The organism is Rhizobium sp. R711, from assembly GCF_002211365.1.
Classification (GTDB): Bacteria; Pseudomonadota; Alphaproteobacteria; order Rhizobiales; family Rhizobiaceae; genus Rhizobium.
In genome coordinates this window covers 1-20,981 of record NZ_LOKZ01000018.1, presented here as the reverse complement: position 1 = coordinate 20,981, position 20,981 = coordinate 1, and the positions used below count along the sequence as shown (strand labels likewise).

17 protein-coding genes and 2 pseudogenes are annotated in these 20,981 nt (G+C 58.2%); 12 read left to right on the top strand and 7 right to left on the bottom strand.

Features of this window, described 5'->3' with window-relative positions; genetic code table 11:
- The first annotated feature begins 42 nt into the window (after window positions 1–42).
- The 4 genes from ATY80_RS17350 (at window position 43) to ATY80_RS17335 (ending at window position 5,741) form a co-directional block, all read left to right on the top strand.
- Window positions 43–2,697, top strand: a complete 2,655-nt coding sequence (locus tag ATY80_RS17350; protein WP_088693614.1) for a PAS domain-containing protein — start codon at window positions 43–45, stop codon at window positions 2,695–2,697.
- Window positions 2,698–3,164: 467 nt separating this feature from the next.
- A complete protein-coding gene (locus tag ATY80_RS17345; protein ID WP_088693613.1) occupies window positions 3,165–4,460 on the top strand; it encodes an epoxide hydrolase family protein in 1,296 nt (431 codons plus the stop codon).
- Between the two features lie 62 nt (window positions 4,461–4,522).
- Window positions 4,523–5,071: a hypothetical protein gene (locus tag ATY80_RS17340; protein WP_189637186.1), complete on the top strand. Its 549-nt coding sequence runs from the start codon at window positions 4,523–4,525 to the stop codon at window positions 5,069–5,071.
- A 13-nt stretch (window positions 5,072–5,084) separates the two neighbouring features.
- A complete protein-coding gene (locus ATY80_RS17335; RefSeq protein ID WP_088693611.1) occupies window positions 5,085–5,741 on the top strand; it encodes an isochorismatase family cysteine hydrolase in 657 nt (218 codons plus the stop codon).
- Between the two features lie 287 nt (window positions 5,742–6,028).
- On the opposite strand, the gene ATY80_RS17330 is transcribed toward ATY80_RS17335, so the two are convergent.
- From ATY80_RS17330 to ATY80_RS17320, 4 genes are read right to left on the bottom strand one after another with little or no spacing between them, the layout of a single operon-like run.
- Complete coding sequence (locus ATY80_RS17330; protein ID WP_088693610.1) at window positions 6,029–6,298, bottom strand: hypothetical protein; 270 nt, start codon at window positions 6,296–6,298, stop codon at window positions 6,029–6,031.
- Window positions 6,299–6,901: an IS630 family transposase gene (locus ATY80_RS29635; protein WP_141105569.1), complete on the bottom strand. Its 603-nt coding sequence runs from the start codon at window positions 6,899–6,901 to the stop codon at window positions 6,299–6,301.
- Window positions 6,822–7,250, bottom strand: coding sequence for an IS630 transposase-related protein (locus ATY80_RS29630; protein WP_245306853.1), 429 nt, complete (start codon window positions 7,248–7,250; stop codon window positions 6,822–6,824). The genes ATY80_RS29635 and ATY80_RS29630 overlap by 80 nt, the downstream gene beginning before the upstream one ends.
- A gap of 28 nt (window positions 7,251–7,278) precedes the next feature.
- Window positions 7,279–7,500 (bottom strand): hypothetical protein, encoded by a 222-nt coding sequence (locus ATY80_RS17320; protein WP_141105568.1) that lies wholly within the window; start codon window positions 7,498–7,500, stop codon window positions 7,279–7,281.
- Window positions 7,501–7,582: 82 nt separating this feature from the next.
- Here ATY80_RS17320 and ATY80_RS17315 point away from each other — a divergent pair, with 82 nt between their 5' ends.
- Entirely contained in the window at window positions 7,583–7,861 is a 279-nt protein-coding gene (locus ATY80_RS17315; RefSeq protein ID WP_141105567.1) for a hypothetical protein, read from the top strand.
- A 171-nt stretch (window positions 7,862–8,032) separates the two neighbouring features.
- Here the strand turns inward: ATY80_RS17315 and ATY80_RS17310 are convergent, their stop codons facing one another.
- Window positions 8,033–8,629 (bottom strand): redoxin domain-containing protein, encoded by a 597-nt coding sequence (locus tag ATY80_RS17310; RefSeq protein WP_088693607.1) that lies wholly within the window; start codon window positions 8,627–8,629, stop codon window positions 8,033–8,035.
- 37 nt (window positions 8,630–8,666) lie between these two features.
- Entirely contained in the window at window positions 8,667–10,427 is a 1,761-nt protein-coding gene (locus ATY80_RS17305; RefSeq protein ID WP_088693606.1) for an MOSC and FAD-binding oxidoreductase domain-containing protein, read from the bottom strand.
- A 406-nt stretch (window positions 10,428–10,833) separates the two neighbouring features.
- On the opposite strand from ATY80_RS17305, the gene ATY80_RS17300 reads away from it, so the two are divergent.
- From ATY80_RS17300 to ATY80_RS29015, 7 genes and pseudogenes are all read left to right on the top strand, one after another.
- Window positions 10,834–12,012, top strand: coding sequence for an HlyD family secretion protein (locus ATY80_RS17300; RefSeq protein ID WP_088693605.1), 1,179 nt, complete (start codon window positions 10,834–10,836; stop codon window positions 12,010–12,012).
- Window positions 12,005–13,558 carry an MFS transporter gene (locus ATY80_RS17295; protein WP_088693604.1) on the top strand — a complete coding sequence of 518 codons (1,554 nt, stop codon included), beginning with the start codon at window positions 12,005–12,007 and terminating at the stop codon, window positions 13,556–13,558. The genes ATY80_RS17300 and ATY80_RS17295 overlap by 8 nt, the downstream gene beginning before the upstream one ends.
- A 312-nt stretch (window positions 13,559–13,870) precedes the next feature.
- Window positions 13,871–14,823: pseudogene (locus ATY80_RS17290) on the top strand (aldo/keto reductase).
- Between the two features lie 34 nt (window positions 14,824–14,857).
- On the top strand, window positions 14,858–15,232 hold the full coding sequence (locus ATY80_RS17285; protein WP_088693603.1) for a hypothetical protein: 375 nt from the start codon (window positions 14,858–14,860) through the stop codon (window positions 15,230–15,232).
- Between the two features lie 50 nt (window positions 15,233–15,282).
- Window positions 15,283–15,891: a TetR/AcrR family transcriptional regulator gene (locus ATY80_RS17280; protein WP_088693602.1), complete on the top strand. Its 609-nt coding sequence runs from the start codon at window positions 15,283–15,285 to the stop codon at window positions 15,889–15,891.
- Between the two features lie 282 nt (window positions 15,892–16,173).
- Window positions 16,174–16,731: a G/U mismatch-specific DNA glycosylase gene (gene mug, locus ATY80_RS17275; RefSeq protein ID WP_245306852.1), complete on the top strand. Its 558-nt coding sequence runs from the start codon at window positions 16,174–16,176 to the stop codon at window positions 16,729–16,731.
- Between the two features lie 600 nt (window positions 16,732–17,331).
- Window positions 17,332–17,577: a hypothetical protein gene (locus ATY80_RS29015; protein WP_189637185.1), complete on the top strand. Its 246-nt coding sequence runs from the start codon at window positions 17,332–17,334 to the stop codon at window positions 17,575–17,577.
- Window positions 17,578–17,596: 19 nt separating this feature from the next.
- Here the strand turns inward: ATY80_RS29015 and ATY80_RS17265 are convergent.
- Window positions 17,597–20,574, bottom strand: a pseudogene (locus ATY80_RS17265) (Tn3 family transposase).
- Between the last annotated feature and the right edge of the window lie 407 nt (window positions 20,575–20,981).

The window sequence follows — 20,981 nt, the reverse complement described above, 5'->3', positions numbered from 1 at the left end:
AAATCATACGCTACCTGAGCAGCTGAGTTCGAAAGGACAGTCATGGAGGCGGGACTCGTTCGAGTTCTCGACACGTTGCCGGGTATGGTGTTCAGCATCCGACCCGGTGGGGTAATCGACTTTGTCAATCAAGCTTTGGCGGAATACACCGGTATCCCATTCAATGGTACAAATGACTGGAACTGGCCGATAGATCCTGGACATTTGAGTGCCGCGACGTTCCCCAGCGAATTTCGAATGATGCTGGCACGAAACGAGCCTTTCGAAATGGAGATTCCTGTCAGCCTCCCCCATGGGGCCTGTCAGTCCCTCCAACTTCGTTGCAATCCGATGTACGATGCGGGCGACGTTCATAGATGGTATGGCATCGCAACTGAACGCAACGCGGACCGCCGACCTCGCGGTGATGAAAACGACTTTCAACGCATCGTGGACAGCATCCCGGTTCCTGTGGCGGTGACCACACCAACGGGAGACGTCGAGGCCTTAAATAATCCGGCCCTTGAATATTTCGGCATGACGCTAGAGGAGCTGAAGAACTGGAAGGCGACCGAAGTGGTCCACCCTGAGGACCTCCAGGCGACTATCGAAGACCAGCTAGCTGCCCATCGTGCGGGAACCTTCTACAATGTGGAAAGCAGACATTTACGGAAGGATGGAATCTACCGCTGGCACAACGTTCTCGGTCTCCCCCTGAGGGATATCGATGGGACGATCCTGAGATGGTTCCACCTGTTGGTTGACATCGACGATCGAAAGCGCGCCGAACTGGAGTTGGCAGCCCGCGAACGTGAAGCGACGGCGGTCCTCGAGAGCATCTCGGCCGGGATTGCCGTCATCGGCGTCTCTGGCGAGGTGGAGGCGATCAACGGTCCCTTGTTGCGCTACTATGGGCGAACGCTCGGAGAGCTCCGCGATTGGGAGACAACCGATGTAGTCCATGCTGATGACATGGCCCGGATGATCGATGCTGTTCATCGTGCGATTACTTTGGGCGAACCATACGATCTCGAAGTCCGGCTCCGAAGAGCTGATGGGGCCTATCGCTGGTTTCAAGTAACTGGCTCTCCGTTAATGGATGCCGATGGCCGTATTGTCCGCTGGTACGCGTTGCACGTCGACATTGATGATCGCAAACGCGCCGAGGAAGCACTTGCAGAACGGGAACGCGAATCCCGCTTCATAGTGGACGGTATCGCGGGGATGATCGCGATCTTTTCACCCGAAGCGAAGCTGATCGGTGGCAATCAACAGATAATAGATTATTTCCAACGGCCTATTTCAGAGCTCGATAATTGGGCGACGAATGGGATTACGCACCCGGACGACCTGCAGCTATGTATAGACAGCTTCATGGGGTCAATCGCGACTGGTGAGCCGTACGATTACGAAACCCGTTTCCTGCGCCACGACGGCGTTTGGCGCTGGTTCCAGCTCAGAGGTCTGCCGCTTCGAGATGCGGAAGGACACATCGTCCGCTGGTACGGGCTGCTGACCGATATCGATGATCGTAAGCGTACGGAAGAGCAACTTCGAAGAAGTGAAGCGTTTCTGGCCGACGCACAGCGACTGAGCAAGACCGGGAGTTTCTCGTTGCGCCTGGATCACGGCGATATTGTCTGGTCCGCGGAAACCTATCGGATTTTCGACGTGGAGCAGGGTAGTCCTGTTACATTGCAGACAGTTTTATCCCGCCTCGACCCTGAAAGCGTCCTTACCGTACGCGATGTGATCGAAAGAGCCCGGAGTGAAAGCGCCGATTTTGACTATGATATCAAGCTCGTCATGTCAGATCGGTCCGTCAAGTACGTGCGAGTGCTTGCGCGTAGCGAAAAAAACAAGGATGGCGAGCAAGAGCTTGTTGGTGCAGTGCAGGATTTCACCGAAAGCCGCATCGCTGAAGAGGCGCTCAACGAAGTACGCTCGGAATTAGCTTACGTTACCCGTGTCACCAGCCTCGGTGTCTTGACTGCTTCGATCGCCCACGAGGTCAACCAGCCATTAGCGGGGATCGTCGCGAATGCCAGCACCTGCCTTCGCGTCCTCGCGACCGAGCCACCGAACTTGGAGATCGCCAAAGACACCGCCAAACGGATGGTTCGTGATGCAAATCGCGCGGCAGATGTCATCGTTCGGCTACGAGCTCTGTTCAGTCGCAAACCGCCGCTGGTCGAGCCTGTTGATATGAACGAAGTCGCCAGCGAAGTCATTGCTCTTGCGTTCAGCGATATCCAGCGAGCACGAATACCTGTTATCTCTGATTTCGGCGTCGGCCTGCCTCCCGTTGCTGGCGCGCGGGTACAACTACAGCAGGTAATTATGAATTTGCTTCGAAATGCGATCGAAGCAACATCCGTAGTTAAGGATCGTCCTGGTCGTATTCTCATTAAGACCGTAGCGAGCGGCAATACCGTTCAACTTACCGTTCAAGATACGGGGATTGGCTTCGGCCCAGACGGCACCGATCGAATTTTTGACGCCTTTTACACTACTAAGCCCGACGGAATGGGCATCGGTCTCTCTGTGAGCCGCTCGATAATTGAGAATCATAATGGGCGTCTATGGGCGGAGAGCAACCCTATGCACGGCGCGACTGTCGGCTTCTCCATCCCCAAGCACCAGTCACCGTTGCCAGCTGAGAATTACCCCTCGAGGAGATTTGTACCGACGGACGAATGCACAGGGAAAACAGAATGATGGAACAAGTAAACACATCTCTCTCGTCGATGACGTGAGTCCGTGCGTGATGCACTTCCAGATCTTCTCAGATCATTCGGCTTTAGCGTGGGCTCCTCTGCCAAAGTCTTCCCGAGCGCGCGCGTTCGAGATAGCGATGCATTGATAGAGGCAGGCTCTCCAATGCGAATGTTCGAAGCGTTTACACGATGAAACCCGATGGGATGGCCATTGGGCTCACCATCTTTCGTTCGATCATCGAGGGGCGGCAGACTCTGCGCCAAAGCAAGCGATGACCACGACGTTACAATCCACTTTTCCTTTCCTGCGTACCCGGAAGCAGAAGAGACATCCTCGGTTCTTGGATAGGGGATCCGGGAAGCTCGATCCGATACCAAAGTCTCGTCCATACCTTCGTGCAATAGTGCGATCGCTCCATCAATGGGACCCTCCTGCTCGCAGAAGCAAGCAACAACCAGGAGGATGCAATGTCCCAGATACAGCCGACGGTCACGCGTCGAACCCTTCTCGCAGCAGCCGCGACCGCAAGCGCAATCGGTGTGATCCCGCAGGCATTTGCTGCCACCAGCGCAGCTCCCGGAATTAAACCCTTCAAGTTTACCGCAACTGAGGAGCAACTCGCTGATCTTCATCGTCGCGTCGCCGCCACCCGGTGGCCGGATGAGGAAAACGTCTCGGATGATAGCCAAGGCGTTCGTCTCGACACGATCAAGAAGCTTGCCAAGCATTGGAAGGGCCACGACTGGCGCAAGGTCGAAGGCCGCCTCAATGCGTTCCCGCAGTTCACCACGGAGATCGACGGTCTCGACATTCACTTCATCCACGTGAAGTCGAAGCACGAAAACGCGCTGCCGATCATCATCACCCACGGTTGGCCAGGCTCCGTGATCGAGCAGCTGAAGATCATCAAGCCCCTGACCGATCCGACCGCCTACGGCGGCACCGAAGCCGACGCGTTCGACGTCGTCATTCCCTCCCTCCCCGGCTACGGTTTCTCCGGCAAGCCTCGGGAGACCGGCTGGAACCCACCGCGGATAGCAAAGGCCTGGGCAGTGCTCATGGAGCGTCTCGGCTATACGAAGTACGTGGCACAGGGCGGCGACTGGGGCAATGCAGTGACCGAGCTCATGGCCCTGCAACAGCCTCCCGGGCTTCTCGGCATTCACACGAATATGGCAGCCACAGTTCCGGCCGAGATTTCGAAATCGCTGGCCGCGGGAACACCGCCGGAGGGACTGTCCGCCGACGAAAAGCGGGCCTGGGATCAGCTCGACGACTTCAACAAGAACGGTCTCGGCTACGCGATCGAAATGAACAACCGCCCCCAGACGCTCTACGGCATCGTCGACTCGCCCATTGGTCTCGCCGCGTGGATGCTCGACCACGACATCCGGAGCTACCGCATGATCGCGCGGTCGATCGACGGCGAGAAGGAAGGCTTGAGCCCGGACGACGTGCTCGAAAACGTCTCTCTCTACTGGCTGACAAACACCGCGATATCCTCGGCACGCCTCTATTGGGACAATGCCCACCACCCGAGCGGTGGTTTTTTCGATCCTCGCGGCATCAAGATCCCAGTCGCCGTCAGTGCCTTTCCCGACGAGATCTATCAGGCGCCGCAGAGCTGGGCCGAGAAGGCCTACCCGAAACTCATTCACTACAATCGCCTGCCCAAGGGGGGGCACTTCGCGGCGTGGGAACAGCCCGAGCTTTTCACCTCGGAGCTCCGCGCCTCGTTCAAGTCGCTTCGCGATCAGATCTGACAGCCGGCGGCGCAGCTACCTGTGCCGCCTCCACCGCTTCGACCACCCAGAAATCAAGGAGAATGACAATGCGCGAGAACCAGATCGTGGATTCCAGCTTCACCGCAATCATCAACGCGCCGATCGAGAAGATCGACATCCCGGCCTGGTGCTTCTCGCTGCCGGAAAAGGAATACCAGGGTTGCTCGCCCGCCCATATCGCGGCCGGGTTCACGACCGCTCCTGACGGGACGCGGATGTCGATCAACGTCGAGACGATCGGCGGCTCCCTTATGGTGCAGCACTATCACGAGACCCTCGGGGAGAAGACGCACCTCATCCTGGACTCTGACTCGGACGTCTTCACGCCGACGGGCCGCGTGGTCATTCACGTGACCTGGGAGCTCAGCGTCAAGGCGCTCGACAAGGATCGCTGCGAATTTACCAATCGCGTCCAATCCTTCGCCACCGACGAAATGCTTGCCGGTCTCGACCGTCAGGGCATCCCTTTCGAGATATTCAAGAGCCAGCGGCAGCCGATGTCTATCGCCCATAATAAGGGTGAGACACCGCTGTTCGCAGCCAGTATCGAGCGCTTCGCGCTACGCCAGAACTCTGCCAAGGCGGCTTGAGCAGGAGGCGGATATGACCCATTTGACGATTCCCTACGATACCGCTAACACCGCCCTGCTGGTGGTCGACCCCTACAACGACTTCATCTCCGAAGGCGGCAAGATCTGGTCTCGTATCCAGGCAGTAGCTGAAGCGAACAACTGCGTGCAACACATGGCGCAGATCCTCGAAGCCGCCCGAGCTGTGAAGATGCCTGTCTTCTTTGCCATGCATCATCGCTACCGCGAGGGCGACTACGAAAATTGGAAGTTCATTGCGCCGATCCAGCGCGCTGCTTGGCATCGCAAGAGCTTCGCGTTCGGAACCTGGGGCGGCGAGTACAGGGCCGAGTTCGTGCCTGCAGCTGGCGAGACCGTAGCTCAGGAACATTGGTGCTCAAGCGGCTTCGCCAACACGGATCTGGACAACCTGCTCAAGCGTCGTGGAATACAGCGGGTGATCGTGATCGGCCTGATCGCGCACACCTGCATCGAGGCGACTGTCAGATTTGCCGCAGAACTGGGCTATGACGTGACGGTCGTCAGCGACGCCGTCGCGGACTACTCGGACGAGATGATGCGCGCGGCGCTTGAGATCAACATGCCCAACTACGCGAATGCGATCATCAACACCGATGAAGTTCTCAGCGCGATTTCTTTGGCAGCAACGGCTGCAGTGGCAGCCGAGTAGACGATTCTCCTAAAAAGCGGTCCGGGCCTGAAGTTCCCGGACCAGGGCATCACGGTGAAACGACATTCTGACGACGTCTTCCTTATGCCTAGGCCCTCATTTGCAGGCCGGTCAAAAATCCACGATCGGATAACGGAATGGTTCGTTATCTGACGCGACATATCATCAAATGTATGAAATCACCAATATTACCGGCAGAAGGTCATGATGGAGGCCTGCCTGTGGCACGGGGTCTGGCCGTCACGCTGACCGCAAAAAAGGATCCTGGCCGGATCCCTTTTCTGTTCTCAGTGGTAGGCGCCGAGACGGAGCCACCGGAAATCCAGCTTCTCGTCATAGCCGCACACTTTGAAATGATCTCGCAAGGCGGCATGGAGTTCGTCCTTCGTCTTCCAAACCCGCTCGAACTTTTCCTTCGTCAGCGTCTCCATTTCCGAAATAACGCTAGCCGCGTATTCCTTCAGCTTGGCCGCGGCAGCACAGTGCTCTTCATGGGCGACCTCCTGCTCCTGAGTGAACCCGGCGATGGCACTTCGACGACTTAAAGCTTGTCGCATCTAAATCGCCTCATACCCTGCGGCCTTGAAATAGTTTCGACATTCTTCGACGGAGAAAAGTGCACAGATGTCGGTCAGCGCGTTTGATATTGCGTCGAAACTCCTTGCGGCTTTCTTGCGGAGGAGCGTCTTGAGTTTCGAAAAGGCCATTTCGATTGGATTCAAGTCGGGCGAATAGGCAGGTAGAAAAAGCAGCCAGGCACCCGTTTGCCTGATGAGTTTTTCGGCCTTTTCGCTTTTGTGGAAACGGACATTGTCGGCGACGACGACGTCGCCCTTGGACAGAGTTGGGACGAGTTGCGTTTCGATCCAGGTCTCGAATATCTCGGCATTCATTGGTGCGTTGACGATCCATGGCGCGACCATGGAATGCGATCTGAGGCCAGCGATGAACGTCTGCGTCTTCCAGGATCCGAACGGCGCATGGCTGCGGTAACGGTGGCCCTTTGGCGACCATCCGGAGCGTTTTGTCAGCTTCGTGTTCGTTGACGTTTCGTCGATAAAAGTAAGGCGAGCCAGAGCCTTATCGAAGAATGGCTTGCGTCTTTCTATCCATAGACTTCTCGCCCGAGCGATTTCCGGACGGAGCTGCTCGCTTGCCATGAGGCTTTTTTTTATGGCTTAACCCGAGCCGGTGCAACATGCGTCCAACGCTCGAGCGATGCACAATGACGCCGCGCTCGGCAAGCTCGAGGCACAATTCGTCAAGCGTCAAATCACCCTTCTCAGCCATACGTTCACGGAACCACGCACCCTGGTCGCTCAACTTGCCGCCACCAATATGACCCTGTCGTCTCGGCGACAGAGAGCCCGTCTCACGCTTCAGGATAACAAGGTTATTCACAAATCGAGGCGACACCCGGAAATGACGAGACGCCTCGCGATGGGTGTTCCCCTCTTCAACGAACGCAATAACACGGGAACGCAACTCGATCGGATGTGATTTCCCCATGATCGGTCTCCTTCCAGCTACGAAGGAATCACAAATCGGCCGATTCGAGAACTTGAATCAAAAAACGGGCGACGCGCTTTAGGCTGTTGCGGAACTCATGGGCGAGATAGACATCACGATACCAAGCGCGAGCAGCATCCACGGCTTCAGGATCAAGCTGTGGTGCGGCACCAATCCTGTCGGTAGAACTGCTTGGCGCTCTCCAGCTCATGCGCGATCCGCCAACGTCGACGATTGTGTTCGGCAGCATTGCCGTCTCGTTGTCCACGCGGATACTTGCCGTTCGACGTGGCGAAGCTGCGGATGGGGTTCCAATTCTCGAAGCAGCGATCTTGGATCTTCCCACTGCCCGTTATAAGCTTCTCACGACCACCTTCAACAACGGACTTTCGAACGGACTGGCCGCAATCGGCCGGCCTGGAGAAGCACTGGATTTGATCGACCGTACAATCGGGGAGGTGGAAAACAGCGGCGACGTTTCGCACATGCCGGAACTTTTACGAACCAAGGCGGCCATTCTTCTCCAGATGCCGGACACTCACCGTGAGCAGGTTAATGCGTGCTTCGAACAGGCACTATCCTGGAGCCGCGTGCAAGGGGCGCTATCGTGAGAACTGGCGGTGACGATAGACCTCGCCATCTGGCGGCATGCCACCAGGCAACCCGAAGCAGGCACGGTGCTCCAGTCGGTTTATCTGCGCCTCACCAAAGGTCTCGACACACCGTTGGTTCGGCACGCGGAACGCACTCTTGCCAGGTTGCCGTAAGCCTTTCGCGTTTGCCTAATCCCCGTCGGCCAGCGCCTGAGCGAAGGTTTTGCCGTAGGGAAAGAAGAGCTCCTTGCGGCCCTCCTGCCACGCGGTTCGCAGTTCTGGCCGCGTAATGTCCCAGTCCAAGAAGGACTTTTCGCAAACCACGCGCAGATCCTGACGAAGATCTTCCACTGTCGGTCGACCGAAGAACCAATATCCGTTGTAGACCTTGTAGACGACAAGACCCGGCCCGAGAACGATGACATGGGGGATCATCGGGTTATGCAGCGGGTCCGTGTATTCGGCGATATCAAGGTCCTTCTGGATCGTCCGTCTTGGATCCGACAGAAATGGCCAGTGCGCCCCGACGCCACTGCGGAACTCGTGCGTCTCGGCAATGGTGTCGGTGCTAATCGTCACCATCCTGCAATAGCCGACCTCCATCTCCCGATCGAGTTGAAGCAGGCCCTCGTGCTGGCGGCGGTCCTTGGGGCAAAAACTGCCACGGCTAAGAACCAGCACCATTGGATATATGGACTGCAGGTCGGAGAGCTTTCGACGTTTTCCGGTGTGATCGCTGAGCTCGTAGTCGGGGAAAACGGCTCCTGGTACAATATCGGATCTCATGACTGATTCCTCCGTTTATATGAGGCTTGTGAGGCCGCTAAAGGTCGATCACGATGTCACCTGCAGGCTGCGAGCAGCAAAGCAGTACGTTGTTGTCCGCCGGCCCATCAATCGGTTTTGGCTGGTACGTGACCGACCCCGAGATCATTCCGGTCTCGCAAGTATGGCAGACGCCGGTCCGGCAGGACCATCGCACCGGCACGTCGCATGCCTCGGCCAATTCCAAGAGATTGTGGAGGCCAGGGTTCCATCGCACGTTCAAGCCGCTTCGGGCGAACGAAACCAGTCCTCCGGAGCCGGGTTGACCCTGCGGTTGATGCGGTGACCGCCGCGGTGAGGCTGCGATACCCGGGGTGATGGACGAAGCCGAGCCGAATGTTTCGGTGTGGATGCTGGCGCCCGTCACCCCGAGGCAGGCGAACCCTTCGGTGAGGTCGCTCATGAACTTCGAAGGTCCGCACAGGTAAAAGTCGCTCTCGATCGGCAAATCCAGTGTCCGAAGGGCAGCCGTGTCGAGGTGACCTTGCGCGTCATAGTCGACGCCTTGCCGGTCGGCAGGGCCAGGCGCACTGTAGCAGATATAGCTATGGGTGTGTGGGAGCGACTGAAGAAGCTCGGCGACCTCTTTTGCGAATGGATGTTCCCTCCTGCTGCGAGCGCCATAAAGCCACCACACCTGCCTCGGCGATCTTTCCGCCGCAAGCGCATGCAGCATGCCGAGTACCGGTGTCACGCCGATTCCGGCGCTCACGAGGACGACCGGCCGGTCGCCGGGGATTAATGTAAAGCTGCCACGTGGGGCGCTAACCTCTACCAGATCACCTTCCTTCAGCTCCGCACTCAAATACTTGCCGGCAGCGCCCTGAAGCTCCCGTTTGATGCTCACCCTGAAACGATTGTTGTCTGGCCTACCGGACAGCGAATAGCTGCGTAGCAGAACTGGTGCCGAGCGTGGCTGCAGCCGGAGCACGACGAATTGCCCAGGCAGATAGCTGCTCAGCGAAGTTCCATCCGTGGGCTCGAGTTCGAGCGAGGTGACGCGATCGGCCTCGAACGTCTGGCGAACCAAGCGGAATTGGCGGAAGCCGTCCCACGCCGGATCCGGATGTGCCACACCGGTGAGACCGGCATTCCCTGTCGATTTGACTCCACTGACCGATTGCGTCAGCAAGGCCTCAAAGGAGTGACGCCAGCCTAAACTGAGCGCGGGAATACGCAACGCACGCTGCAATTGATCGTGAGGATTCCCTGGCTTGTAAAGCAGCGCGCTGATTTCCGAGACGGTCATGGCGCCCTCGCCGGAGCCTGTCTTCACGATCTCGGCGTACGGTTGGACTTCACCTTCCTCAAGGACGCGAAGATAAAAGCCGGGCCTGTCATGGGAGACCAGCAGCGCCGCCATTTCGGGGACGTCCATTCGAATGCCGAGCCGATAGCAGGTGACACGTGGCTGCGTCACCTCGAATAGGGCGCCACCGATGCGGTAGCGGTCGCCGATGCAAACCTCCGCGTCCGCCAGCCCCTCCACTGTGAAGTTTTCGCCAAACTGACCGTAGACGAAGTCGCTTCGTCCAAGATGCCTTTCCCAGAACTGATAGGAATCGATCTGGTAGACCAACACCGCCCGCTGCTCGCCGCCGTGCCCAGCACGGTCCGCCTGCCCGTCGCCATCGATGTTGAGTTTCCGGACCATGCACGGACCATCGACTGGAACTTTCCAGACGGCGGTGTTGACGACCCTGCCCTGCCATTCGGCGTCGCGCGGCTGGCCGACGTTGATCGAAAGAAGTCGAGCCATAAGACAGTCTCCCGCTCGCAAGGTTTCCTCAGGGAGAGAACATCAAAGGTGGTTCCTATTCTATTATACCTAGGTCTGGGCGATACCTTCGTTGGATAGCCACCTACTGACGGTGCTGCTCTAACTTTTCCAACGGGATTTCTCGGGCCATCGCAACGTGAACAGGCGCGCTAGGCCAATTTCGGCGACTGGACCTTGTCAAAACGATACGTATCGTTTATATAAGGCATCGGACACGCGAAAGCCTCTTCGGAGTGTCCTTGGACGTGATCTTACGGGGGGATGCAGATGACGCTATTCGCCAGCCCGCCTTCCCGGCGGAAGACTGGAGACGGGCCGCGGAAAATCTCCCGGACGCCAAGCGCGTGACGAAATCGACATCGTACCAACCAAACGGATGAAGAAAATGGACTGGTTGCGAAACAAGAACCAAGCGGACGAAAGATCTCTAGCAAACGTTACCGCATTGGTGCCGGCCTCCCCGGAGAACGCGCCCGCGCCTGCTCCCTCACCTGTAACCTCGCCCAACAGGACGTCACCGTCCTCGTTCGTCGTGCCAGTCACTGCGATTGTGATCGCGCTTTGCGCCGTGATCGGCGCCGGGGCCAATTGGGATTGGTGGGTCGCCAGCCGGGCGGTGCAGACAACCGACGACGCGGCCGTCTATGCGGACGTCTCATCCGTCAGCGCCCGCGTTGGCGGCACCGTCGAAGCGATCTCTGTTGGCGACTATGCCCGCGTCAAAGCCGGAGACCTCTTGTTCTCGATCGACCGAAAGCCATTCGAAGTCGCCCTTCGGGCCGCGAAGGCACGGCTCGAAGCCGCGCGTGCGCAGCTCGAAGACAACGACACACAGCGAACGTTCCAGCTCACCCAGATCGATGTCGCCGTTGCAGAGCAGCAGGCTTCCGCCGCCGATGAAATCCAGGCAAGCAAGGAGCTGGAGCGCCAGACGCGACTTGGCCTCGACGGTCGGGCGAGTTCGGTGCAGACGCTCGAGAAGGCCACCGCAGCCCACGAACGGGCGCTGGCGAACTCGAAGATGACGGATGCGACCGTCCTCGCCCAGCGGGTAAAGCTCGACGTCATCGCAAAACAGCGCAACGTGCTGAAAGCAAACCTCGACACTGCGGCTGCCGACGTCGCCGCGCGCGAGCTCGATCTCGACTACGCCGATGTGCGCGCCCCGGTCGACGGGGTCGTGGCCAAGAGAAACGTGCAGCTTGGAAACTATGTCGCCACGGGCACCAGCCTGATCTCGATCGTTCCACTTCCCAGGATCTATATCCTTGCCAACTACAAGGAAAACCAGTTGGCGCTCGTTCGCGAGGGGCAGAGGGTCGACATATCGGTCGATCTCCTGCCGGGAGAACGCCTCCACGGGACCGTCTCGAACATATCGCCGGCAACTGGATCGACGTTTGCGCTTTTACCTCCTGACAACGCGACCGGCAACTTCACCAAGGTCGCCCAGCGTCTGACGGTGCGCATCGAGCTCGACCCGGACCAGTCGAACTTCGACCGTCTGCGTCCGGGCATGTCTGTCATAACGCGCATAACCACGAAAGCCGAACACCATGTCTAGGAGCGCAGCAAGCGAGCTTCCGCGGCAGGGGTATGTCGCCGTCGCCATGATCATGGCCTCGATATTGACGGCCTTCGACGTCCGCACAGCAAGCATTGGCCTGGCGGACCTGCGCGGGGCATTCGGATTGAGCTTCGACGAAGGCGCGTGGCTGAGCACCTTCGCCACGGCACCGCAAATCCTTGTCGCACCGAGCATTGGCTGGCTGATCGCCGTCTTTGGCGTAAAGAAGGTGATGATTTGGCCGACCATCCTTTATTCGGTTATCTCGATCGTCATTCCGTTTGTTCGCGGCTTCGAGCCTCTCATTGCATTGCATGCGATGAGAGCGATGGTGCTCGGCATCTTTGTCGGAGCGACACTGCTTGTCGCCTTTCGCAACCTCGATCGAAAGTACTGGATCTTCGCCCTCTCCTTCTATGTCCTGCGAATTCCGTTCGCACAAAATCTCGGGCTTTACACCGCCGGGAGCTATACCCAGACCATCGGGTGGCAGTGGCTTTACTGGCAAGGCGCGATTGTCGCCCCCTTGATCGGCCTATTATTCTGGTCTGGCGGCAAGCCGATGCAGACCGACCGCGACCTTCTTGGCCGTGCCGACTGGGGTGGGATGGCGCTCTTTGGCGTGGCCTTGACGACGCTTTATTTTGCGTTGGATCAGGGCAATCGGCTCGACTGGTTTCGTTCCGGCTATGTCATTTCGCTCCTCATCGCGACGGCTTTTCTCGTCTGCGTCTTCCTGTGGCACGAAACCCGCGTCAAAGAACCATGGGCTCACATTTCGATCCTCTATCAGAGGAACATAGGGCTCGGATTTGCCGCCATTGCATGCTTCATGATCGCAAGTCTTGGAAGTTCACTGCTGGAGCCGAACTTCCTGATCAGTGTGGCTCGCCTGCGTCCAGAGCAGATCGGGGACTTTACGGCGCCATACGCCATCCTGCTTCTCGTGGCGGCCACCGCCACCGCGGTGACGCTCGTGCGCACGGTCAAGCAACGGGCCACTTTGACCATCGGGTTCACCTGTTTTGCGCTGTCGGCATGGCTTGGCACGCAGTTGACCAGTCTTTGGTCGCTGCCGGAGTTCCGGTTGATCGTGATCCTGCAGACATTCGGTGAGGAGATTGTGTTTCTTGCCGCGGTGGCGACCCTATTCAGCAACGTGAACCCGGCACGCGCCATATCTCTCGTGGCTTATGTCCAGGTCATGCGACTGATCTGTTCTGAAACGGTGTCGACATCGATGACGACGTGGGTTCGCCAGCGCGAACAACTGCACTCCAACCTGATCGGTCTTCACGTCACCGGGGCGACGCCCGGATGGACTTCGATGATAGTTCAACTTGGCTCTGGCTCGACGCCGGCCGCGTCACAAGCCGAAACGGTGAAGCGCGGCATCGGCATCCTCGCGAGCCTCGTTCAGAGGGAAGCGAACGTGCAGGCCTACATCGACGGCTTCTGGATCACCTTCATGGCGGCGATCGTCGGGTTGATCGTGGTGTCACTGATGAAGCCCTCCCCGGCGCATCCGCTGACAACGCGATGACGCGATACCCTTGGGCGGTCGAGGAAAAGCCCGCAATAGGAGTTGCTGGTAACCCATGCCGCATGAAGGAAATCATTAACTCTAGTGCAGTCCGGGCTGAAGGGGCTGCCGAAACCACCCCTGCCTGGTGATTTTGCGAAAATTGCTTGGACCCCGGTACTCCCTGTCTGTCGTGTCACCGAAGGCTGTCGACACCAAGGTACAATAGGCCCGGAAACCGTGCCGCCTTAGAAGAATGGGATGCACGATGATCGGAGGGTTGTCTCGCCGAAAGGCACTGAAGAATTATCGCTAATACGAAGGAATTGGCAAATGGAAGCTTCGGACATGCTCCGCTACAAGAAAATCCCTCTCTTACACGGCGCTGGTACGATCCCGGCCGTTGGCTTCGGGACCCTGATTCCCGATCCGATCGCGACGAAACAGGCGGTGAAATCTGCTCTTTCCGTCGGCTTTCGTCATTTCGACTGTGCCGAGCGATACCTCAACGAGGGAGCGGTGGGTGAGGCGTTCAGCGAGTCGATCGCCGCGGCAACGCTGCGCCGGGAGGACCTTTTCGTCACCACGAAACTGTGGAACACAAATCATCGCCCGGAACGGGTGAAACCTGCCTTCGAAGAAAGCTGCCGTCGCCTGCAGGTCGACTACCTCGATGCCTATCTCATCCACACCCCCTACGCCTTCCGTCCCGGCGAGGAAAAGGATCCGAGAGACGAACAAGGACAGGTCATATACGATCCAGACGTCACGTTGATCGAGACATGGCGCGCGCTGGAGGAGCTCGTGGAGAGCGGACGGTGCAGGTCCATCGGCCTTTCTGACGTCACGCTCGACAAACTCAAGGAGATCGTCGAAGCGTCGCGGATCAAGCCCGCAATCGTGCAGGTGGAGTCGCATCCATACCTGCCCGAGTGGGAGCTCTTGGATTATTGCCGGCAACAGGGAATTGTCCTGCTTGCCTTCGCCTCTCTCGGCCACAAAATGGTGCCGAATCTCCTCGAGCATCCCGTCATTGCCGCGATAGCCGAACGCCTTGGCAAGACGCCTGCTCAGGTTGTCCTGGCCTGGGCGGCACAACGAGGAACGGCCTTCCTGACCACCTCGGTGAATCCAAGAGGATCCAGGAGAACTTCGATATCTCCAGCCTGCCCGAGGACGCGATGCAGCAGATGCGCGAGCACATAACGACGAACATCCGCTTCAACAGCGTCGTCGATACCGGGGTTCCTGGCTTCATCCCTCGCGTTAACGAGGCCGCGAAGTGAGTTTCAAGAAACTTCGTCAAAGGAGAAATCCGAGATGGAAGACGACGAATTCCGAACTGCACTCGAACGACATTGGGCCGCTTCGGACGCCGGGGATTTCGAGCTCGAACATGAAATCTACCGGGAAGATGCTTTGCTTGAATATCCGCAGTCTGGTGAGCGGATACGTGGCCGTTGGAAGATTCGGGAAGGCCGCTTTCTCCAGGTCAACAAGAAGCGCTTCAGCGTCAGCCGGATCGTAGGCAGCCACGGTCTCTGGGTCACGCAATTCATCCTTACCTACGACGGCGTGCCTTCCTACGCGGTAAGCATCATGGAAGTCGCGAATAGTCTTGTAGCGAAGGAAACGCAGTACTTCGGAAATCCTTTTGATCCCGCACCGTCGCGCGCGCACCTGGTCGATCGGTGATGGGTGGTCGCTGTTGATCGGAGGTACGAAGTTGGGATACGTCTTTGTTCATGACCACGAAGCCGAAATCCGCCCCCGCGCAGAAACGAACGTCCATTGGATCGCGTCGCAATCCGGAAACCGAGATAGCAGTACTCGCCGCGGCCAGAGAGCTGATTTCGGAAAAGGGGTATGCCGGGTTCTCGGTGGACGAGGTCGCGCGTCGGGCTGGAGCAGGAAAGACGACCATCTATCGCTGGTATCCGACGAAGGCCGACCTTTTCATCGCGATCTACACGACCGAGCGTTCGACCTTCGTACCTGTTCCAGACACTGGCAACCTTGTCGAGGAACTGGTGCAGTACACCACGAGCCTGTGGCGCTTCTGGGCGTCGCATCCGGCCGGGGCGGCGCTTCGCGGATTGATCGCCGAGGCGCAGGGCACGCCGGAGGCGTTGAGCGCTTTGCGGGACAGGTTTCTGCCAGATCGCACGGCCGACGTCAGGCGGTTGGTGGCCAGCGCTGCCGCCCGCGGCGAGCTACGCGGCGACGAGGTGAGCGATAAAATTTCGCTCTGGGTGGGGTTCAGCTGGCTGAAGCTGCTGCTTGGCGAGTTGAATGACGAAGGCGTCATCCGGCCGGTGATGATGCAGATCGCAGGTGTTCCACGCGACGGGTAGCGCCGAGCAATAACTATCGGAGCGTCGCCGGGTATCGAGGCGAAGGTTGGTAGCATTGGCCGCAAATGACGCCGGATTGGCCGTTTTCGTCGTCAGATCAAGACTTCGGACGAACATCACGCGCCTAAAGTGCGTACGCTTTTCGATAAGCCGCGGCTGGGCCCCATCGTTGTCCGCCAGGGGGAAGGCGCGGCCCATGCGCGGAAGGCGCCGCGCGATCGAGCGGAAAGGCGGGCGTCGTTCTCGTCGGGCGCTGGTGTGATTGTGCCTGAAGGTCCAACAATGGTTGCCGAGATGGATTGCAAAGATAATCTGGTGGCAGGGCGAAGGACCGCGCTGTCTGACGTGCTGGCAGTTGGCCTTGGCGTTGTGTTCTGCGGCCTCAATCCAGCGCTGACCGCTCAACGAGACGGCCATAATTTCTCGTCACCCAGCAACCGTTTCTGGCGGGTTCTGCATTTGGCGGGCTTTACCCCCGTTGTGTTGCGGGCGAGCGATGAACGGGAGCTACTGCAATATGGCTGCGGCATTACGGCCGCCGTATGGCGGGCGACGAGAAGGGCAGCCGACCTGACAGCCAAGGATTATTTGACGGCTGCGCCCGAGCTGGAAGCAAAGATCGGCAGGTTTGCGCCAGCCAATCTTGCCTTCCTCGGCAAGGCCGCGTTTGCTGCGATCAATGGTCGAACCGATTGCGACTGGGGCGAACAGAGCGAACTATTCGCCGGTGTGCGGACGTGGGTCCTGCCAAACCCAAGCGGGCTCAACCGGGCGTTCACCTTGGATCGTTTGACCGGACACTACCGAGAGCTAAGAGCAAAAATCCAGCAAAGCTCGTAGGTTGCGGCGGCCCGCGGACAAAAACTGTCGCGGACTCGCTGGGAAAGATTGCGGGCGTCCTTGAATGCAAGGTTTGCGAACTTCTTGCGGAACCCGCTGAAGGAGAGCAGCCTCCTGCAAACCTGCGTCCCGGACGTCGAGGCTGACGCCATTTCAATTGATTAAGTTAATCTCGCGGTCGCCTGGAGGGATACGAACCTGCGACTCGAGCTTAGGTAAGTGCGCTTAATTAATGACGACAAACGTTTCACTACAACAACCTCTTCTCGGCAAGTAGATCAACAGCATCGCTCGTCCCTCAACAGGCGGCGCAGACTCGACGCCAATCGAGCGTGCGCGGGTCACGGCAATTTTCATTCGTTAGGCCGAAGATTTGAGCAACCAGAGGTGTTGCAAAACAAACACGTCACTCCAAAAAGGCGGGCACCCTATGAAGACGCTTAAACTACTTCCTGTTGCATCCATGAATCTCTGCTATGCATCGGAATAGCCGATGACCGGCCGCACGCAAGGACGTGCTGTTTCAGATATCTGTTTAAATCTGATCGAAGAGCGGGCTCGCCCGCTCGGGTGAAGGGCATTGCTTCCAGGATAATTTGCATGACGTTTTCGTCATTTTCCATCAGGATCCTCGCATCGGCGGTCCTCTTCTCCTCGGCCTTTTGCGCAGCCTCCATCCAAGCTCAGGAACAACGGGGTGCGGTGCCGGCGAGCCCGGATGTCCGTCAAACGCCAGCGGTCGCCGATGAGCAGCAGCCGGCTCAGCCGGCGCGCGTGCAGAAGTTCGACGATTGGTACTATCGCTGCATGGGGTCGGAACAAGAGCAGTCCGAAATCGTACGCTAAGGGCGAACGGAATGAGAACTTATGCGACCCGCTGCAGCCCAGCTGGAAGACGGAGCGATCGGAAATCCGTTCGGCATCTGATGTTCAGCATCCCAGGTGTAGATGCCGGTAAGATTGATATGTTCCCAACTCAGCGGCGAGATGTGCTTCAACAGAGTATCAGGAATATCTCGACCCGCTCGTTTCAGCTGTGTGATTGCGCGGTCAAGATAGACTGTATTCCAGTGGACGATCGCACTGACGACGAGGTTGAGACCAGAGGCACGGAACGCCTGGCTTTCCAACGACCGGTCGCGGATCTCGCCGCGCTCGTGGAAGAAGACAGCGCGTTTCAGCTTATGGGCGGCCTCACCCTTGTTCAGGCCGGCCTGACAGCGCCGCCTTAGTGCCGGGCTTGAGTACCATTCGATCATGAAGAGCGACCTCTCGATACGGCCGAGTTCGCGGAGCGCCCTCGCGAGATGGCTTTGCTTCGGAGATGCGGACAGTTTCTTGAGTATCGTAGAAGGCACCACGGACCGCGTCGTGATCGACGCGGCGAGATGGAGCAGATCGTCCCAATGATCGAGGATCAGACTGGCATTGATCGGCGCCCCGATGTGGTTCGACAGCGCCGGATATGCACCGCTCTTTTCGAACGTGTGGAACTTCCGGTCTTTGAGATTGCGCAGACGAGGTGCGAATCGCTTGCCGATCAAGGCGAACAGCCCGAAGATATGATCACTCGCACCGCCGGTGTCAGTAAAGTGTTCCTGGATGTCGAGGACCGTGTCCTGATCGTATAACCCGTCGAGCACATAGGCCGCCTCGCTTTCGGTCGGACTGATGGGCAGAATGCTGAAGTAGCCGTACTGATCCGACAGATGGCTATAGAATTTCGATCCGGGTTCGCTGCCGTTATGCAAATTGATGTCGCCGCGCTTTGCGGCTCGGTCGCTCGCTCGGAAGAATTGACCATCTGAGGAAGATGTCGTGCCGTTGCCCCATAGGCGGGAGTGCGGATGGCGGGTGTGTGCATCGGTAATAGATGCTTGCGCAGCACGATATGTCTCGGATCGGGCGTGGAAAGTGCGCATCCAGCCTATCTGGTGAGCGCTGATCCCCTTGGATGCGCCAGCCATTCGCTTCGGCCCGAGATTGGTCGCATCCGCCAGCACGCCCGCGAGCATGGCAGAGACATTTTTTGGGATGTCGCCAGTGCGAACATGCGTGAAGAAATCTGCAAAGCCGGTCCATTCATGCACTTCTCTCAGTAGATCGGGAACCTCCACCAGCGGATACATCTCGCTGATCTCCACATTCAGTTCCTCGGCGGCCGCAGGGACTTCGCCGGCGGTCGGTGTGACGATCAAGGTTCCCGCCTCAAGACGAACTCCGTTGAGTTTTCCGGATCGTGCTCTGTGCGCCAGACGCGTCAGGTTGAAGTCGAGCATCTGACGCGCTTCGGCAAGCCATTGCGCGCCATCAGCTTCGACGCCCAATCCGAGACGATCTTCCTCCTTCAACGTGATGAATGTCGACCGCGGCATCAGATGCTCGTCAATCGGCCGGAAAGATCGGCTGCCGTCGACCCAAATGTCCGCAGATCTAAGCCGGTCTCGCAAAGCCGCTAGCGTGGCGATCTCGTAGAGACGGCAATCAGGTTTCCCTTGTTCGAAGATAAGCCGTCGATCAGTTTGGCTGAGGTGGGTGAGCGGCACGCGATCCGGGAGTGTCCGCCGCTTCTCGGCATAAAGCCGTTTCAGCAGCGCAATTGCCGCCAGAAGCGGGTCGTGGCGATGCGCCGAGCGGAACGTGAAGGCCTGAAGGAATGCACCAATGTATTTGTGGACGGTCGCGTATTGCTCGGCTGCCACGGTCAACGGCGGTGCCTCGTTGTCGTCGACCATCGACTCAAGCTCAGGCTTCATCCGAAGCAGCCGGTCCCAGCCGACTCTTTGGTCGAGAACATCCAATGCGTTCCGACCATAGTCGTTGGCGGACTGCAGGGCGGTGATCGTATCTAGAAACATGCCCAGCGCTTTGGCGGTGTTCGCTCTGCAGTCCATCTGTCGCTGCTTCTTCCGATTGTTGGCTTGCGAGAACAACTTCCCTATCAGCTTGATGAACATCGTCACCGCATCGTCCGTGAGCTTCTGGCAAAGCTTGATGACTTGAGCCACGATCAGAGCGTGGCGACGGCTGGCGTTGAAGTCGTTGGCAAGCCAGGCCGGCGTTGCGTTGCCCTCCCGGATCATCTGGTCCCACCGTCCGGATGATACGCGCGCCTGAAGTTCCGTATCGATCTCCAGCCGCCGCAGAAAAGCTATCCGCTCGGTCAGCCCGACGAGGTTCGACGCAGCCGGCGCTTCTGGCGGCGAGCGCAGCCAATGAAAGCGCGTCTGGCCGATCGACGGGTCAACCTCTAACAGCCTATCCAGTGATTGAAGTCTATCGAGTGGGATGTCTTCAATCAGAGTTCTTTCTGCCCGGCGCCGGGCTATGGCACGGCCGGCAAGGCCGATCCGTTCGATCGTGTCGATCGCCGGCAGAAGAGTTCCGCGTTCGCGAAACGTTGCGACAAGCGAACTGGCTATCGCAGCACCGTCGTCGGACGTGGTCGCCGCTTGAATTGCCGCCAATAGCGCGGCGCGGCGATCTTGCAGCGTCGCGCTTCTCTTATCCATGTACATCATTAGCCGCGCCATGTGATCCCGACGGGTTTCTTCACGGCGTGCATAGGAGGGCAAATTCTTCTGGGGTGGCTCCGATCTGGTCAGCAACATACTTCAGCATGGCCCGAGGCGGAGTTTCTTCTGCCCCCAGCACTCGACCTGGGTATCGCATCAGACATAGCTGGATGGCAAAGCCGAGCCGATTGTGATTACGTCTCCGCAGTTCGATCTCCAGGCGATCCGCTAATGACAACGAATAGTGTCGGATTAAGCTGTCCTCGTCGACTGGGATATCGATAAGCTTTCGGCGATCTTGATCTTTGAGAAGCTTGCGTTTTGCCATCGCCCGACTCCATTCATGACCAATCTGCGTCGAGCGTTGTCGAGTCGGGCCGGACAGAGAAATCAAAACTGGCGCATGTCGATAGCAATCCACAGAGATCGGATGTTGCACATCCGAACTACGACATCGTTCCTGTTCCGTTCGGCCTTAGAGTACGATTTCGGACTGCTCTTGTTCTGACCCCTACTCCGTTTCAGTCCCCGTGGATTGCTTCCAGAGAAATGACAATTGCGACCTCTTCCTCGTCCAGCCCCCCAAGATAGCGGTAGCGAGCCGTGTCGTGACGTTGTCTAATCGCCACCTGTCCGTCAAGAGAATTCCTGCCATTGCGCATCCTTGCGGGTTGCGGAATAGCAACCCGATTCAAATTGATTGGCGCCAGCGATCGTGGCCGGCTGGCTGGGCCC

What these genes read in the sequence shown, in the direction of transcription:
- ATY80_RS17350 (WP_088693614.1), top strand. Translation starts at nt 43, where the DNA reads ATGGAGGCGGGACTCGTTCGAGTTCTCGACACGTTGCCGGGTATGGTG.
- ATY80_RS17345 (WP_088693613.1), top strand. Translation starts at nt 3,165, where the DNA reads ATGTCCCAGATACAGCCGACGGTCACGCGTCGAACCCTTCTCGCAGCA.
- ATY80_RS17340 (WP_189637186.1), top strand. Translation starts at nt 4,523, where the DNA reads ATGACAATGCGCGAGAACCAGATCGTGGATTCCAGCTTCACCGCAATC.
- ATY80_RS17335 (WP_088693611.1), top strand. Translation starts at nt 5,085, where the DNA reads ATGACCCATTTGACGATTCCCTACGATACCGCTAACACCGCCCTGCTG.
- ATY80_RS17330 (WP_088693610.1), bottom strand. Translation starts at nt 6,298, where the DNA reads ATGCGACAAGCTTTAAGTCGTCGAAGTGCCATCGCCGGGTTCACTCAG.
- ATY80_RS29635 (WP_141105569.1), bottom strand. Translation starts at nt 6,901, where the DNA reads ATGGCAAGCGAGCAGCTCCGTCCGGAAATCGCTCGGGCGAGAAGTCTA.
- ATY80_RS29630 (WP_245306853.1), bottom strand. Translation starts at nt 7,250, where the DNA reads ATGGGGAAATCACATCCGATCGAGTTGCGTTCCCGTGTTATTGCGTTC.
- ATY80_RS17320 (WP_141105568.1), bottom strand. Translation starts at nt 7,500, where the DNA reads ATGCTGCCGAACACAATCGTCGACGTTGGCGGATCGCGCATGAGCTGG.
- ATY80_RS17310 (WP_088693607.1), bottom strand. Translation starts at nt 8,629, where the DNA reads ATGAGATCCGATATTGTACCAGGAGCCGTTTTCCCCGACTACGAGCTC.
- ATY80_RS17305 (WP_088693606.1), bottom strand. Translation starts at nt 10,427, where the DNA reads ATGGCTCGACTTCTTTCGATCAACGTCGGCCAGCCGCGCGACGCCGAA.
- ATY80_RS17300 (WP_088693605.1), top strand. Translation starts at nt 10,834, where the DNA reads ATGGACTGGTTGCGAAACAAGAACCAAGCGGACGAAAGATCTCTAGCA.
- ATY80_RS17295 (WP_088693604.1), top strand. Translation starts at nt 12,005, where the DNA reads ATGTCTAGGAGCGCAGCAAGCGAGCTTCCGCGGCAGGGGTATGTCGCC.
- ATY80_RS17285 (WP_088693603.1), top strand. Translation starts at nt 14,858, where the DNA reads ATGGAAGACGACGAATTCCGAACTGCACTCGAACGACATTGGGCCGCT.
- ATY80_RS17280 (WP_088693602.1), top strand. Translation starts at nt 15,283, where the DNA reads ATGACCACGAAGCCGAAATCCGCCCCCGCGCAGAAACGAACGTCCATT.
- mug (WP_245306852.1), top strand. Translation starts at nt 16,174, where the DNA reads ATGGTTGCCGAGATGGATTGCAAAGATAATCTGGTGGCAGGGCGAAGG.
- ATY80_RS29015 (WP_189637185.1), top strand. Translation starts at nt 17,332, where the DNA reads ATGACGTTTTCGTCATTTTCCATCAGGATCCTCGCATCGGCGGTCCTC.